General features: G+C 71.6%; 15 protein-coding genes. 7 read left to right on the plus strand and 8 right to left on the minus strand.

Going from position 1 to position 14,654, the window contains the following annotated elements; translation table 11 throughout:
- Positions 1 to 301 precede the first annotated feature (301 nt).
- From FF041_RS33025 to FF041_RS33035, 3 genes are all read left to right on the plus strand, one after another.
- Positions 302 to 1,084, plus strand: coding sequence for a class I SAM-dependent methyltransferase (locus FF041_RS33025; protein ID WP_153526151.1), 783 nt, complete (start codon positions 302 to 304; stop codon positions 1,082 to 1,084).
- Between the two features lie 186 nt (positions 1,085 to 1,270).
- Positions 1,271 to 2,410, plus strand: a complete 1,140-nt coding sequence (locus FF041_RS33030) for a C40 family peptidase (RefSeq protein ID WP_323393411.1) — start codon at positions 1,271 to 1,273, stop codon at positions 2,408 to 2,410.
- Positions 2,411 to 2,630: 220 nt separating this feature from the next.
- The gene (locus FF041_RS33035; RefSeq protein WP_153486534.1) at positions 2,631 to 3,869 is read left to right on the plus strand and encodes a PP2C family protein-serine/threonine phosphatase; all 1,239 of its coding nucleotides are present in this window, start codon (positions 2,631 to 2,633) and stop codon (positions 3,867 to 3,869) included.
- Positions 3,870 to 3,881: 12 nt separating this feature from the next.
- Here FF041_RS33035 and FF041_RS33040 read toward each other — a convergent pair whose 3' ends face one another.
- The 3 genes from FF041_RS33040 to FF041_RS33050 all read right to left on the minus strand — a co-directional run bounded on the left by FF041_RS33040 (position 3,882) and on the right by FF041_RS33050 (position 5,513).
- A complete protein-coding gene (locus FF041_RS33040; RefSeq protein ID WP_153526152.1) occupies positions 3,882 to 4,223 on the minus strand; it encodes a DUF2516 family protein in 342 nt (113 codons plus the stop codon).
- 110 nt (positions 4,224 to 4,333) lie between these two features.
- The gene (locus FF041_RS33045; protein WP_153486536.1) at positions 4,334 to 4,993 is read right to left on the minus strand and encodes a hypothetical protein; all 660 of its coding nucleotides are present in this window, start codon (positions 4,991 to 4,993) and stop codon (positions 4,334 to 4,336) included.
- 25 nt (positions 4,994 to 5,018) lie between these two features.
- Positions 5,019 to 5,513, minus strand: coding sequence for a helix-turn-helix domain-containing protein (locus tag FF041_RS33050; RefSeq protein WP_153486537.1), 495 nt, complete (start codon positions 5,511 to 5,513; stop codon positions 5,019 to 5,021).
- 215 nt (positions 5,514 to 5,728) lie between these two features.
- On the opposite strand from FF041_RS33050, the gene FF041_RS33055 reads away from it, so the two are divergent.
- Positions 5,729 to 6,685 (plus strand): GlxA family transcriptional regulator, encoded by a 957-nt coding sequence (locus FF041_RS33055; RefSeq protein WP_323372301.1) that lies wholly within the window; start codon positions 5,729 to 5,731, stop codon positions 6,683 to 6,685.
- Between the two features lie 106 nt (positions 6,686 to 6,791).
- Positions 6,792 to 7,790 (plus strand): type I glyceraldehyde-3-phosphate dehydrogenase, encoded by a 999-nt coding sequence (gene gap / locus FF041_RS33060; protein WP_153526153.1) that lies wholly within the window; start codon positions 6,792 to 6,794, stop codon positions 7,788 to 7,790.
- 91 nt (positions 7,791 to 7,881) lie between these two features.
- Here the strand turns inward: gap and FF041_RS33065 are convergent, their stop codons facing one another.
- Positions 7,882 to 8,799, minus strand: coding sequence for a GNAT family N-acetyltransferase (locus FF041_RS33065; RefSeq protein WP_153526154.1), 918 nt, complete (start codon positions 8,797 to 8,799; stop codon positions 7,882 to 7,884).
- Positions 8,800 to 9,159: 360 nt separating this feature from the next.
- Between FF041_RS33065 and FF041_RS33070 the strand changes: the two genes are divergently transcribed.
- Positions 9,160 to 10,014 (plus strand): alpha/beta fold hydrolase, encoded by an 855-nt coding sequence (locus FF041_RS33070; RefSeq protein WP_153526155.1) that lies wholly within the window; start codon positions 9,160 to 9,162, stop codon positions 10,012 to 10,014.
- Between the two features lie 152 nt (positions 10,015 to 10,166).
- Here the strand turns inward: FF041_RS33070 and FF041_RS33075 are convergent, their stop codons facing one another.
- The 3 genes from FF041_RS33075 to FF041_RS33085 form a co-directional block, all read right to left on the minus strand.
- On the minus strand, positions 10,167 to 10,994 hold the full coding sequence (locus tag FF041_RS33075) for a calcium-binding protein (RefSeq protein ID WP_194292275.1): 828 nt from the start codon (positions 10,992 to 10,994) through the stop codon (positions 10,167 to 10,169).
- Between the two features lie 225 nt (positions 10,995 to 11,219).
- On the minus strand, positions 11,220 to 12,179 hold the full coding sequence (locus FF041_RS33080) for an asparaginase (RefSeq protein ID WP_153526157.1): 960 nt from the start codon (positions 12,177 to 12,179) through the stop codon (positions 11,220 to 11,222).
- A gap of 46 nt (positions 12,180 to 12,225) precedes the next feature.
- On the minus strand, positions 12,226 to 12,990 hold the full coding sequence (locus FF041_RS33085; protein ID WP_194292276.1) for an RsiG family protein: 765 nt from the start codon (positions 12,988 to 12,990) through the stop codon (positions 12,226 to 12,228).
- Between the two features lie 148 nt (positions 12,991 to 13,138).
- On the opposite strand from FF041_RS33085, the gene dtd reads away from it, so the two are divergent.
- Positions 13,139 to 13,576 carry a D-aminoacyl-tRNA deacylase gene (gene dtd, locus FF041_RS33090; protein WP_153526158.1) on the plus strand — a complete coding sequence of 146 codons (438 nt, stop codon included), beginning with the start codon at positions 13,139 to 13,141 and terminating at the stop codon, positions 13,574 to 13,576.
- 96 nt (positions 13,577 to 13,672) lie between these two features.
- On the opposite strand, the gene ygfZ is transcribed toward dtd, so the two are convergent.
- On the minus strand, positions 13,673 to 14,647 hold the full coding sequence (gene ygfZ / locus FF041_RS33095; protein WP_153526159.1) for a CAF17-like 4Fe-4S cluster assembly/insertion protein YgfZ: 975 nt from the start codon (positions 14,645 to 14,647) through the stop codon (positions 13,673 to 13,675).
- Positions 14,648 to 14,654 lie beyond the last annotated feature (7 nt).

Below are 14,654 nucleotides of genomic sequence, written 5' to 3' on the forward strand. Positions count from 1 at the left end.
TATCCCGGCAGAACCAGCCCCTTGGGGGTCCCCCCGGACGAAGTCTGGGGGAGATTGAGGAGCGGGGAGCCAAATTCAGCCTCGCCGGCGTTTGAGGCGCGGGGGTTCGGGGGCTGGCCCCCGACAAGGGCCCGCGCAGGGCAGGGTGGCCCCCTCCCGCCGCCCTCGCGCCAAGGGGGGCGCGGCATCCGTCCCTGGCGGGGAGGTCCGGGGCGGGGGCAGTCCGGTGCAGGGCTTGAGCCGGGGCGGGGGCCGGGGTCGGTCGGCGGGGCAGGGGCCGGGAGCGCTTACGCTCGTTGGCATGACCCGTCCCGTCGGCACTCCGACCCGCGGGACGACCAACCCCAACCGGCTGCGCCGGATGGACCGCTGGATCGCCGCCGCACACGGCCAGGCGCTGCGCCGCAGCGACCGGCCGGTCGCCGTCGACCTCGGATACGGCGCGGCCCCCTGGACCACCCTCGAACTGATGCGGCAGCTGCGCACCGCCGCCCCCCGCTGCGAGGTGGTCGGCATCGAGATCGACCCCGGGCGGGTCGCGGCGGCGAAGCCGTACGAGTGCGAGGGGCTGAGCTTCCGCCACGGCGGCTTCGAGCTTCCGGTGGCGGGCCCGCCGACGCTGATCCGCGCGGCGAATGTGCTGCGGCAGTACGACGAGGGCGAGGTCGCCGCCGTCTGGGCGCGGCTGTGCGGACGCCTCGCGCCGGGCGGACTGCTGGTCGAGGGCACATGTGACGAAGTCGGGCGGCGGCATGTGTGGGTCGCGCTGGGGCCCGAGGGCCCGCGCACGGTGACCTTCGCGACCCGGCTCGGCTCCCTGGACCGCCCCTCCGATCTGGCGGAACGGCTTCCGAAGGCGCTGATCCACCGCAATGTCCCGGGCGAGGCGGTGCACGCGTTTCTGCGGGACTTCGACCGCGCGTGGGCGGCGGCGGCGCCGTACGCCTCGCTCGGCGCGCGGCAGCGCTGGATCAAGGCGGTACGGGAGCTGGCGGCGGACTGGCCGCTCAAGGACGACCGGCGGAGATGGCGGCAGGGAGAGGTCACGGTCGACTGGGCGGCGCTCGCCCCCCGCTCCGGGTAGCGTGCCCGGTTTCCACCCGTCCGGGTGAAGAGGGCGTGCATCGGGAACGCCCGGGGCGCTCTGTTCGTAATTGCACGTGGGGAGGATCCGCCGGCGGACCCTGTCGCTTTGGAGCGTGCCGTGGCACCATCTCGTCAGCGCCCATAAGTTACTGACGGTAAATCAGCTAACGATGGAGGGGGAGTCGTGAACCGACGCCGCTGTGCCACCGCCGCGATCACCCTGGTCTGCGCCCTGACCGTGCTGGCGTCCCCCGGCACCGCCTTCGCGAGCCCCCTCGCCCCCGCGGCCCCGGCCGAGGCGCCGCTGCTGCCCCGGACCCCGGCCGCGCCCGAGCCGCCGGACGGCGCCGCGGAGAAGTCGCTCGACGAGGTGCGGCTGCGGATAGAGGACCTCTACCACCAGGCCGTCTCCGCGACGGACGCGTACAACCTCGCCAAAGAGCGGGCGGAGCGGCAGTCGAGCGAGATCGTCAAGCTGGCGCAGGAGATAGCCGATGGCCAGGAGCGCATCGAAGACCTCAAGGACCTCGCCGGGGCGACGGCCCGCGCCCAGTACCAGGGCGGCGGACTGCCGCCGGGGGCCCAGCTGGCGCTCACCGACGACCCCCGGCTCTTCCTCGACGGGATCGACAGGGTCCAGCAGGGCATGAAGGCCACCAAGGATCTGCTGGACGAGCTGGAGCAGACCCAGTCCGAGCTGGAGTCCTACACCAGTGACGCGAGCGCCCAGTGGCGCAAGCTGGAGGCGAGCCGCGTCAAGCAGGCCAAGGCCAAGAAGGAGATCAAAGCCAAGATCGCAGCCGCGGAGAAGATAGAGAACCGGCTGGAGAAGGAGGAGCGGGACCGGATCCGGGAGCTGGAGCGCGAGGCGGCGGCAGAGGCGCAGGCCGAGTGGCTGAAGAGCGGCGCGCTGGGCGACACGGCCGGGAAGGCGGACGCGGAGACGGGCGCTGGGACGGGCGGAGAGGCCACCGGCCGGGGCGCGGAGGCGGTGGAGTTCGCGACGGCGCAGCTGGGCAAGCCGTATCAGTGGGGTGCCGAGGGCCCCGGCTCCTACGACTGTTCGGGACTGACCTCCCAGGCATGGGCGGCGGCCGGGCGCACCATACCGCGCACCTCGCAGGAGCAGTGGCGGCAGCTGCCCCGGGTGCCGGTGGACGACCTGCGACCCGGCGATCTGATCGTCTACCACGCGGACGCGAGCCATGTCGGGATGTACATAGGCGACGGGACGATCGTGCACGCGCCGCGGCCGGGCCGGAATGTGACCACGGCGGGCGCGGGCTCCATGAAGATCCTCGGCGTCGTCCGCCCGGGCGGCTGACCGGTCGCCTGCTGTAGCCGCATGGCGACCCGGGGTCGCCGGAGGCGTGATGTTCGTCATGAGTCGAGCGCCAAGTGCCCCCCGATGCCCGTCATATGGGCTCTTCACCCTCCCCCGCTCATTCCACCGGGGCGGAGGCTGCCGCTAGGGTCCCCGACTGGCGGGGGTGTAGACCGTCGTCCCCGCCGCATACCCGGGGGGAGGGAAGGAACCCGGACCCATGCCCGTACCCGCACCCGTACCGCGACAGCGCAGCGCGCCGGTCGCGGAGAGCGCCACACGAAGCGCCGCCGGCGGTGACCTCACCCTGCTGGTGATCGAGGACGACCCCACAGGCGCCTTCTCCCTCCCCGAGCTGCCCGGCGGCACGGGCGGCTCCCGGGTCCGCATCCGCAGCGCGCGCAATCTCACCGAGGCCGAGCGGCTGCTCACCGACGACGTCCACTGCGTTCTGGTCGATCTCGCGCTCCCCGGCGGCGCGGACGGCGACGAGCTGGCCCCGCTGAGACAGGTGCTGCGGCTCGCGCCCCGGCACGCGGTACTGGCGCTGACCTCCTCGGGCGACGCGGAGCGCGCGGCCGACGCGGTGCGGATGGGCGCGCAGGACCATCTCTTCCGCGATGAACTGGACGAGCGGCTGCTGAGCCGCACCGTCCGGTACGCGGTGGAGCGCAAGCGCGCCGACACCGCCCAGCGGAAGCTGGCCGAGTCCCGGCTGCGCGCCCAGGAGAACGCCCGGCTGGAGCGCGGGCTGCTGCCCACCCCCCTGCTCCAGGGCTCGGATCTGCGATTCGCCGCGCACTACCGGCCCGGCCGCTCCCGCGCGCTGCTCGGCGGCGACTTCTATGACACGGTCCGCACCCCGGACGGCACGGTCCACGCCATGATCGGCGATGTCTGCGGCCATGGCCCGGACGAGGCCGCGCTCGGCGTCGAGCTGCGGATAGCGTGGCGGGCGCTGACCCTCGCGGGGCTGAGCGGGGACGAGCTGCTCTCGACGCTTCAGCAGGTGCTGGAGCATGAGCGGGAGAGCGAGGAGATCTTCGCGACGCTGTGCGCGGTCGACATCGCGCCGGACGGTCTGCGGGCGGGGCTGTCGCTGGCGGGCCATCCGGCCCCGCTGCTCACCAGCGGCCCGGGGAGCGCGCGGCTGCTTCCCTACGAGGGCGGAGGGCCGGCCCTGGGGCTGCTGCCGCGGGCCCGCTGGCCGCGACGGCAGGTGGAGCTGGGCCCGGCCTGGAGTCTGATGCTCTACACGGACGGGCTGATCGAGGGGCGCTCGGGCCCGGATGCGCGGGAGCGTCTGGGCGACGGCGGAATGCTGGACGTGGTCAATGAACAGCTGACGGCGGGCCTGGCGGGGGAGGCGCTGCTGGAGTCGGCGGTGACCCGGGTGCGCGAGCTCAACGGCGGGGAGCTGACCGACGATGTGGCGGTGCTCCTGCTGAGCAGGGGCTGACGGCGTCGGCGGTTACCGGCCGCCGTTGTACGGGCCGTAGGGGCCGTCGCTGCTGGATCCGCCGCGCCGGCCACGGCCGCCGCCGGACACCTGCGCCAGCGCGGGCCGTACATCGACGAAGAAGACGATGGTGGCGATCAGTCCGGCGATGGACAGGAAGAGCATGGAGACGAACAGGTTCACCGCGACCGTGACACCGAGGATGACCAGCCAGAAAGCCTTCGTCTGCTTGTCGGCGGCGCGGTAGGCGTCCTCCCGCGCGAACGCGGCCATGATCAGCGCGGTCACCGAAGAGACCAGGAAGAACAGGTTCAGTACGAGCCAGAGGGTGAATTCGAAATTCGCGCGCAACATCGTGAGCACCGCCTACGCCTAGTGGGTGATGGGAGCACCTCGCCGCCACGGTACCCGGAGAATGGACCGGGCACGCTGGAAGCTGCCCGGTCCATTGTCGCTCCGCGCCCTCACTCGACGGGCGGGGTGTCCTTCTTCGCGGCCGGCTTGCGGGCGGTGGTCTTGCGCGCGACGGGCTTGCGGGCGGCGGGCTTCTCGCCGGTTCCGGTGGACGCGGGCTCCGCCTCGCTCCTCGGCTCGGCGATCCGGGCCTGCCGGGTCCGCGCGGCGGGCTCCGACCTCACCGTCGTGGGCCTGGCCTGCTCCGCCTTCTTCGGCTCGGGCTCGACGGCGACGGCGATCTCGGTGATCTCCTCGGCCGCCTCGCCGCGCCAGGAACGCACGGTCTGCTCACCGTGCTCGGCGACCTTGTCGTAGGTCTCCCGGGCCTTGACGGCGTACTCGGCGGCGACGCCCACCCCGCGCAGGGCCAGGTCCTGAGCGGTCTCGCCGATCTTCTTGAAGTCGGCGTCGAACCCGCCGAGCACCTCGGTGACCTTGGCCTGCACGGTGGCCTGGGCCTCCTTGGCCTGGCTGGTCACCTTGGACTGCACGGCCTTGGGGTCGGCGTTGCGCACGGCCTCGATCCGTCCGGGCGCTTCCGCGGCGAGCTGTTCGAGCAGCGCGGGCACCTTCAGGGCCTGCTGGACGGCGAGGTCCGCCGTGCCGGCGGCGAAGTAGAGGGGGGTCGGGTCGGTGAACGTCTTACGGAGGTCATCGGTGATGGCCATGACTGTCGTCCTCCTGGAACGCATCTCAGGGTGAGGGTTGGCCGGCATCACTGCCGCCGGCCGTGCGGGGGCCGTCAACAGCGGTGTCCGATTCCGGCTCCGGGCCGGAGTCCGCGTCCGGCTCCTGGTCCGGTCGCTGGGGCGCGCTCGGGTCGTCCGTCCCCGGTGCGCTCTCGAATCCGTTCTCCTTGCGGAAGGACTCGTAGATCTGGAGCAGCACGGCCTTCTGCCGCTCGTTTATGGAGGGGTCGGCGATGATGACCGCCCGCGTCTCCAGTTCGTCCCGGTCCCGCTCGTCGAGGATCCCGGCCCGCACGTACAGCGTCTCGGCGGAGATCCGCAGCGCCTTGGCGACCTGCTGAAGGACCTCCGCGCTCGGCTTGCGCAGCCCGCGCTCGATCTGGCTCAGATACGGATTGGACACCCCGGCGGCGTCGGCGAGCTGCCGAAGCGAGAGCTGGGCGTTGCGCCGCTGCTCGCGGAGGTACTCACCGAGATTGCCGACGTTGAGTGATGCCATGCCCCGATGGTGCCCCGCCCCGCTAACTATTGCAAGCAAGTGCTTGCAACAGTGTCACACGCCACGCTGAGCCGTGACGCGTCAGTCGGACCCTGGTCACGCATGCCGGAACCGGGCGATGTCCGCGCCCGTGCCGACACGGTTCCGGCGGACCTGCACACCTCTGGGAACCGGGCTGATGCACCCCGCCCGCACCCCTGCGTACCCTCTTCCCCGTGCCAGCCTCACCCCTGCATCACGTCGCCGTCCTCGTGCTCGAAGGTGCGAAGCCTCTCGATGTCGGTATTCCCGCGCAGGTGTTCACGACCCGCGCGAGCATGCCGTACGAGGTGCGGGTGTGCGGCGCGGCGACCGGTCCCGTGACCGGCGGCGACGGCCTGTCGTACCACGTCGCCCACGACCTCGACGCACTTGCGTGGGCCGACATCGTCTTCGTCCCCGGCTACCGGTTCCCGGACCGCGACGACCCGCCGCAGGCCGTCGTCGACGCGCTGATCGCCGCCCATGACCGGGGCGCGCGGCTCGCCGCCATCTCGACGGGCGCCTTCGCGCTCGCCGCCACGGGCCTGCTCGACGGCAAGCGCGCCACGACGCACTGGCACTACACGCGAGCACTCGCGGCGAAGCGTCCGCTCGTCCAGGTCGACAAGAACGTTCTGTTCGTCGACGAGGGCAGCGTGCTGACGTCGGCCGGCGCCGCCTCGGGCATCGACCTGTGCCTGCACATTCTGCGCGGCGATCTCGGGGTGGCCGCGTCGAACCACGCGGCCCGGCGCCTGGTCGCGGCCCCCTACCGCAGCGGCGGTCAGGCGCAGTATGTGCCGTACAGCGTGCCCGAGCCGCTCGGCGAGCGGTTCGCCGCCACCCGCGAGTGGGCGCTGCACCGGCTCGGCGAGCCCCTCACCCTTGACGTGCTCGCCCGGCATGCGGCGGTGTCGCCGCGTACGTTCTCGCGGCGCTTCGTCGAGGACACCGGGTACACGCCGATGCAGTGGGTCATGCGCGCTCGCATCGACGTGGCCCGTGAGCTGCTGGAGCGTTCGCAGCGGGGCATCGAGCAGATCGCCGCCGACGCCGGTCTCGGCACCGGCGCGAATCTGCGGCTGCACTTCCAGCGCATCCTCGGCACCACACCGAGCGAGTACCGGCGCACCTTCACCCAGGGCGAGTAGCCCACTGCCACGTGGCGTGATCCTTTCGGACCGTGGCGATCACGCCGCTGTCACCGGCGGATGCCGCACGAGAGCCTGATGGCGAACCGAACAAGGGACACCACTCATGACTCGCATCGCCATCAACGGATTCGGCCGCATCGGACGCAATGTGCTGCGCGCACTGCTCGAACGCGACAGCAGCCTGGAGGTCGTCGCCGTCAACGACCTCACGGAGCCCGCCACCCTCGCGCGGCTGCTCGCCTACGACACGACGGCGGGCCGGCTCGGCCGCCCGGTGACTGTCGACGGGGACGCCCTCGTGGTGGACGGCCGTCGCATCACCGTGCTCGCCGAGCGCGAACCGGTGCGGCTGCCGTGGGCCGAGCTCGGCGTCGACATCGTGCTTGAGGCGACCGGCCGCTTCACATCGGCCACGGCCGCCCGCGCCCACATCGACGCGGGCGCGAAAAGGGTACTCGTCAGCGCGCCGGCGGACGGCGCCGATGTCACACTCGCGTTCGGGGTCAACACCGACGCGTACGACCCCGCCGTGCACACGATCGTCTCGAACGCCTCGTGCACGACCAACGCGCTTGCCCCGCTGGCCAAGGTGCTCGACGATCTCGCCGGCATCGAGCACGGCTTCATGACGACGGTGCACGCCTACACGCAGGAGCAGAACCTCCAGGACGGTCCGCACCGCGACGCCCGCCGCGCCCGCGCCGCCGCCGTCAACATCGTGCCGACCACGACAGGCGCCGCCAAGGCGATCGGCCTCGTGCTGCCGAACCTCGACGGCAAGCTGTCGGGCGACTCGATCCGCGTGCCGGTTCCGGTGGGATCGATCGTCGAACTCAACACGACCGTCGCCCGCGACGTGACGCGCGAGGACGTGCTGGCGGCATACCGCGCCGCGGCGCAGGGGCCGCTCGCCGGCGTACTCGAGTACTCGGATGACCCGCTCGTGTCGTCCGACATCACGGGCAATCCCGCCTCGGCGGTCTTCGACTCGGCTCTCACCCGCGTCGACGGCCGCCACGTCAAGGTGGTCGCCTGGTACGACAACGAGTGGGGCTTCTCGAACCGCGTGATCGATACGCTCGAACTCCTCGCCGCCAGCTGACCGGAGACCGGGGCGGCCCTCCTGCCGCCCCCAGTCAGCTTCGGCGGATGCAGAAGGGATGACCAGCCGGATCAGGTCTCGGCGGGCGCGGTCACCCGATGACGCGGTCAGCCTGCCTGTCGCCTTCCTGGCCGACTTCCGGTTCGGCACACGCGAATTCATACGTGCCCCAGTCTGCGAGCGTGCGATATCCGAGGCGCTGGTAGAGGGCGTTGCTGGTGGGGTTGGCCGCGTCCGCGAACAGCACGACATCCCTCGCGCCCGCGGCCAGCGCGGCCCGGCTCACCTCCACCGTCGCGGCGGCCGCGTAGCCGCGACCGCGCAGGTCGGCCGGGGTGTAGACGACATCCACCTGGATCTGGCCGCCGATCAACGGGTTCATGCCCGCGATGGAGACGGGAGCGCCGTCCGGGGTCTCCCAGAGCGTGTAGCGCTTGTCGGCGTAGCGCGTGCTCGCCCAGGAGTCGGCGTCGATGGAGACGACTTCCCCGACGGCCTTGGCGAACTCTCCGCACCAGAACATGACTTGCTCAAGATCCTGCTCGCCCAGGACGCGGCCCCGGCCCGCCGGCATCGGCTCCGGTGGGGTGAGTGTGCCGAGGCGGTACAGACGGAGCCTTGTGTCGCGGATTTTCGGCGTCGCCCCGGTGTGCCGCTGCCAGGCCCCGGCGAAAGCGGTGGCGGTGCTGTGGTCCGCGCTGACGGAGCCAAGGGAGTGCCCGAGGGCGGCCAGGCGGGCGGCGAGGGAGTCGGCCTGCTCGGGCGAGAGCGGGGAAAGGCCCAGAACACGGGGCGGGAGGCGGTAGAAGGTGGCGCGGACCTCGCCCGCTCGCTCCAGCACGCCGAAGACGGGGGCTTCGGCGCCGAACGCGTCCGCCCCACGCTTTCGCACTCTCTCGGCCCACGTCAGCTGCATGACGTGCGGGCCGGGCCGCGAGCGCAGGAACTCCCCGGCTCGGGCGAGAAAGTCGTCGACGTCTTCGGTGAGGTACCAGTCGTCAGGGTGCATGCTTCATGATCACCGATGTGCTCGCCACGGGGAATACGGGAGACTCCTCCGCGACGAGCTGAACGCCGAACCGCTGGACCGCCGAACCGCTGGATCGCTGGACCGCCGAACCGCTGGATCGCTGGACCGCCGAACCGCTGCACCGCGCCGTGCTCGCCGCGCTCTCCGGACTCGTGCAGGCACCAGGCACCAGGCACCGGCCCGGCCGTCGACCACGGCCCGGCCTCGGCCCCGGCCCCGGCCACCGCAGGCGTGTACGGCTCCGTCCCGGCCATGCGCGAGCGACCACGGCCGGAGACGCCGAAGCCCTCTTGAACCGCTTGATCTTGCTCCGAAGATCGTCCTGTTGGAGGCTGAGACATGCAGACTCCACCGACATTCGTCTTTGTTCACGGAGCGTTCGCGAACTCGTTCTCGTTCGCGCCGCTCCAGGCCGAGCTCGCCCTGCTCGGGCACCGCTCGGTCGCGGTCGACCTTCCGGGGCATGGGTTCGAGGCGACCTTCCCCGCGGCCTACCAGGCCCCTCAGGACCTGAACGCGCTCGCCGTGGAGCCGGGGAGCATCAAGGGAGTCACGCTCGCCGGCAACGCCGCCCGTGTGATCGAAGTCCTCGAACGGGCGAAGCGGAACGGGCCGACCATCCTCGTCGGCCACAGCAGGGGCGGCATCACGATCACCGCGGCCGGCAACGCCCGGCCTGAGCTGATCGACCGGATCGTCTATGTCTCCGCCTGGTGCCCGGTCGACCTGAACGTCCAGGACTATTACGCCGAGCCGGAGATGGCGGGCACCGACCCGGGCGCCATCGCTCCGGCGTTCGTCGGGAACCCGGCCGAGCTCGGTCTGCTCCGGACCAACTTCCGCACCGCCGACCCGGCGGTGCTCGCCGCCTTCAAGCAGGCCATCTCCGCCGACCTCACCGATGACGAGTTCCGGACGTTCCTCAACACCTTCCAGCCCGATGAGAACCTGGACGCCGGCACGTCCGCCGACCGGGCACAGGCTGCGACCTGGGGCCGGATTCCCAAGACCTATGTGCGCCTGGCCGCCGACGCCAGCATTCCGCTCGCCATGCAGGACCGCATGATCCGCGAAGCCGACGCGCTCACCCCCGACAACCCCTTCGAGGTGCGGACCCTCGAAGGGAGCCATCTGCGCTGGCTCGCCCACCCGAAGCCCGCCGCCGAGCTGCTCGCCGAGCTCGCGGCGCGCTGACGCGAAAGCCCGTCCGGCCAGGGCCCTGGTGCGGACCCCGGCCGGACGGGCCGGCGGGTGGGCGCGGCGGAGGCGGACTCCGCCGCGCTCACCCGGTCGAGGCGCTCAACGGCGTCCGTAAGGGGCCGGGGCCTCGGGCTGGGCGGTGGGGCTCACTTCACGTCGACGGTGTCGCCGACCGCGTTCATGGCCTGGGTGGTGGTGGTGCCGGCGAAGCTGTAGCGGTAGACGCCGTCCGAGGTCGCCTTCACCGTGGTCGACAGCTTGCCCTTGCTGTCGGTGGTGACCGTCTTGACGGTGGTGTAGGTCTTCGAACCGCTCTTACGGAACTGAAGCTTCACCGGCTGGTTGGTGTAGCCCTGGTAGGTCAGGGTCTCCCAGTTGGCGCGGCTCAGGGTGCCCTTGACGGTCAGGCTCTCGCCCTTCTCGACCGGCTCCGGGGCGGCGTCGACGCTGAGCTTGGACGCACGCTGGAGGAAGAAGGTCTTGGCCTTGTCCTTCCTGGTGATCGAGCCGTTGAAGTCGACGGACGCGAGGGCGACGTTGTGCGTGCCCGCCGCGTCGTTCAGGAACAGGTGCTGGGGGTTGATCTTGAACTTGGCCTTGCAGGTCACGGTCGTGGCCTGGCCACAGGCCGCCGTGCCGTCCTTGGACTCCGTCAGGTAGGCGAAGTCCGGCTTGTCGGCGGAGCCGCCGCGCCACAGCATCGGAAGGGCGTCGTAGACCTTGTCCCGGTCGGACGCCTTGAAGGTGAGGTTGAACGTCTTCACGGCGGAGACGCCGAGCACCACCGGCTTGCCGCCGTTGACCGAGACGCTGGAGAACGTTCCGTTGCCGGCGGGAGCAGCCGCGAACGGCGCGGCGAGTGCCGAGCGCAGGGCCTTCTCGCTGGGCTGCTCGTCCGCCTGGGCGGCGGGGACGGCCAGAGCGGTGAGAGCCAGAGCGCCGGTAGCCACGGCGACGGTTGCACGAGTGCGCATGTACTTCCCAGTTCTGAGGGGGCTCCGAGGCGTCAGGCGCATGCCAAACGGGGTGCCCGGGATATCGGTGAGTCAGCCGACTCACCGATTCCAGACACACTAAACAGGTGAACGGTTGTACGTAAAAGTTAAATTCGAAGCGGCCGCTTCGGACGGCCGCTTCGGACGGCCGCTTCGGACGGCCGCTTCGGACAGGCGGGGCGAACGGGCTCAACGGCCTTGAGCTCAGAACGCCGTACGGATCTCCCCGACCTCCGCGCCGCCGCCCAGCAGCGGGGCCCGCCCGATCCGCCCCACCACCGGGGAGTCGACGCCCAGCAGTTCGAGCGCCCGGCCGAGCACCGGGCCGAGCGCCCGGAGCGAACCGTCGTCGACCTTGAAGGCGAGCGCGCGGCCGTCGGCGAGCGCCACCGCCTGCACGGCCTCCGCGCCCATCTTGGAGAGCGTGCCCGGCAGCTCGCGCATCAGCCAGGTGTCCGCGCGGCGGGTGCCCGCCACATACTCGGGGTGCGCGCGCATCGCGTCCGCGACCCGCCCCCCGGCCGAGCCGGGCTCCGCGAGGACCAGGGAGCGGAAGGCCCGCGCCAGCCCGGTCAGGCTGATCGCCGCCAGGGGCGCGCCACAGCCGTCCGTGCCCATCGCGGCGACCCGCTCGCCCGCCGCCTCCTCGATCACCGACCGGGTCAGCAGCTGGAGCGGGTGACCGGGGTCGAGATAGGAGGTGCGGTCCCAGCCGTTGAGCGCGCAGGCGGCCAGCATCGCCGTGTGCTTGCCGGAGCAGTTCATGGTGACGCGGTCCCGGACGCCGCCGGCCGCGAGATAGTGCTCCGCCTCGACCGGGTCGAGCGGCAGATCGGGCGGGGTCTGGAGCTCATCGGCGGATATCCCCTGCTCGGTGAGCATGGTGTGGACGAGATCGCGGTGGAAGCGCTCCCCGGAGTGGCTGGCGGCGGCCAGGGCGAGCTGCTCTCCGGCCAGGTCGAGACCGGCGCGGAGGACGGCGGCGGCCTGGAAGGGCTTATTGGCCGAGCGCGGGAAGACGGGGGCGGCGGGATCGCCGAGGGAGAGCTCCACACTGCCGTCGGCGGCCAGGACGACCAGGGAACCGCGGTGCCGGCCCTCGACGAAGCCTGAGCGTACGACCTCGGCGAGGACCGGGGATATGGCGGTTGCGGCAGGGGTCATGGTCGGCCTCCGGGGCGGGCGGGAACCCGCTTCCGGAAGGGTCGCTTCAGGTCAGCAGGTCGTCTACTTGTGCTTCTCCTTCACGGTACCTGCGCGCAATCTCCGCACTGCAATCGTCGGCCGTGCGCTGGATCAGCTGGCGGCGGCGGGATACCTGCTGTTCATAGCGGATCAGCCGCCCCATGCCCGCGTGCAGCTCGTCGTCCGTACGGGCGTCGAGGTCGGAGAGCTCCACATCGGCGAGCATGTCGGCGGCCAGCCGCCGGTACTCCTCGCCGTGCGGGGTGGAGAGCGTCACATGGCGGGCGGAGGCGCGGTGCCGGGAGGGGGCGTCGGCGAGGATCTCGGAGAGCCGCTCGACGGAGAGCCGCTCGACCGTGAGCCGGTCCACGACGGGGGTCCGCGGTTCGGTACGCCGGGCCAGCTCGGCCCGGAGGATGTCGATCCGGCCGTGGAGCAGCCGGCGCACATAGCTGAGGTCGGCTTCGTCGCGCTGGGAGTCCCGGCGCAGGGTGCGCAGCTCGGGCAGGCGGAGTGTGGGCAGATCGTGGTGCGGGGGGTCGGGGAGCGCGTCCACGGTGGCGCGCGGCTGCGGGGGGCGCGGGGCGTGCGCCGGGGCCACCGGGTGCGGGGAGTGCGGAGGGTGGGCGACGGCCGCTGGGACGCCGGGTGCGGCGCCGGGCAGCGGATGGGCGGTCGCGGTCGCCGTCACGGTGACCGACGGCGCGACCGGAACGGCTGGTGCGGTCGGCAGCGGGAGCGCCGGAGTCGATACGGGACCCGTCGGCCGCCTGGTTCCAGATGTGCTCATAAGCGTATGTCCGTCCCCTCGACCGGTGCATGGGATATCCCGGGGCCCGGAGGGCCACAGGGACGCACCGCCTCCGTGCATCGTGCCACTCCCCCGCCGTCCGACGCAGGCGCTCTGCACCCGTTCAGCCCCAGATAGGTTGGTCTGTATGCGTGCAGTGGTGCAGAGAGTCGACGGCGCGAGCGTCGCCGTGACAGACGGAGCCGGTACGAGAACGGTCGGCGAGATCATCGGCGAGGGACTGTGTGTGCTGGTGGGGGTCACCCATGAGGACACCCCTCAGAAGGCGGCGCAGCTGGCCCGAAAGCTCTGGTCGCTGAGGATTCTGGAGGGCGAGAAGTCCTGCTCGGATGTGCATGCGCCCTTGCTGGTGATTTCGCAGTTCACTCTCTACGGGGACGCCCGGAAAGGCCGCCGCCCGACGTGGAACGCGGCGGCCCCCGGGCCGGTGGCGGAGCCGCTGGTCGATGAGGTGTGCGCCCAGCTGCGGGCGCTGGGCGCACGGGTGGAGACGGGCAGCTTCGGCGCGGACATGCGGGTCTCGCTGACGAACCAGGGCCCGTTCACGGTGCTGCTGGACATCTAGGCGTTCTGTACGGATCGGGCCGGCCCGGCCCGATCCGTACAGAACGCAGGCTTCCGGATGTCGGGGATCCGGTACGCGGGGCGGGCCCCGGGGAGCTCACGGCTCGACGACCGTCTCCTGCGCCGCCGCCGTGTTCCCGGCCATCAGCTCCGCGTCCACCGGAACGTTCCGCTTCACCAGCGCCAGGGCGATCGGCCCCAGCTCGTGATGGCGTGCCGAGGTGGTGACGAAGCCCAGCTTGCGGCCGTCCTCGCCATCGGCGGCGAGCCGGATCGGGGTGCCGGGCACCGGCAGATGCACCTCGCTGCCGTCGAGATGCAGAAAGACCAGCCGGCGCGGCGGCTTGCCGAGGTTCTGCACCCGGGCGACGGTCTCCTGGCCTCGGTAGCAGCCCTTCTGGAGGTGGACGGCGGTGCCGATCCAGCCGAGCTCGTGCGGGATGGTGCGGTGGTCGGTCTCGAAGCCGACGCGGGGGCGGTGGGACTCGACGCGCAGTGCCTCGTACGCCAGGATCCCGGCCAGCGGCCCCTGCGCGAGGGCGTAGGACTCCAGGTCGGCGCGGGGCAGAAACAGATCACGGCCGTGGGCGGTCTCCCGTACGACCACACCGTCCGGCACCTCGGCGATGGAGCCCGCGGGGAGGTGGACCACCGCGAAGTCGCCGGTGCGGTCGGCGACCTCGACCCGGTAGAAGAACTTCATCGACTCCAGATAGGCGATGATCTCGCCCTGTGAGCCGGGCTCGACATGCGCCCAGACCGTGCTCCCGTCGTCGACGAGATAGAGCGCGTGCTCGATATGACCGTGGGCGGAGAGGATCAGCGCTTCGGTGGCCACGCCGACCGGGAGTTCGCTCACATGCTGGGTGAGCAGCAGATGCAGCCAGCCGAGCCGGTCGTCGCCGGTCACGGCGATCACGCCGCGATGCGACAGATCGACCAGGCCGGCGCCTTCGGCGAGGGCGCGCTGTTCTCGGAAAAGGTCGCCGTAGTGCGCGGCGACGCCGTCATCGGCTCCCTCGGCGGGTACGGCGCCGGGCTGGGACAGCAGAGGGCTCTTCACAGTGGCCATGGGGAAA

Source organism: Streptomyces jumonjinensis (assembly GCF_009600885.1).
GTDB lineage: Bacteria > Actinomycetota > Actinomycetes > Streptomycetales > Streptomycetaceae > Streptomyces > Streptomyces jumonjinensis.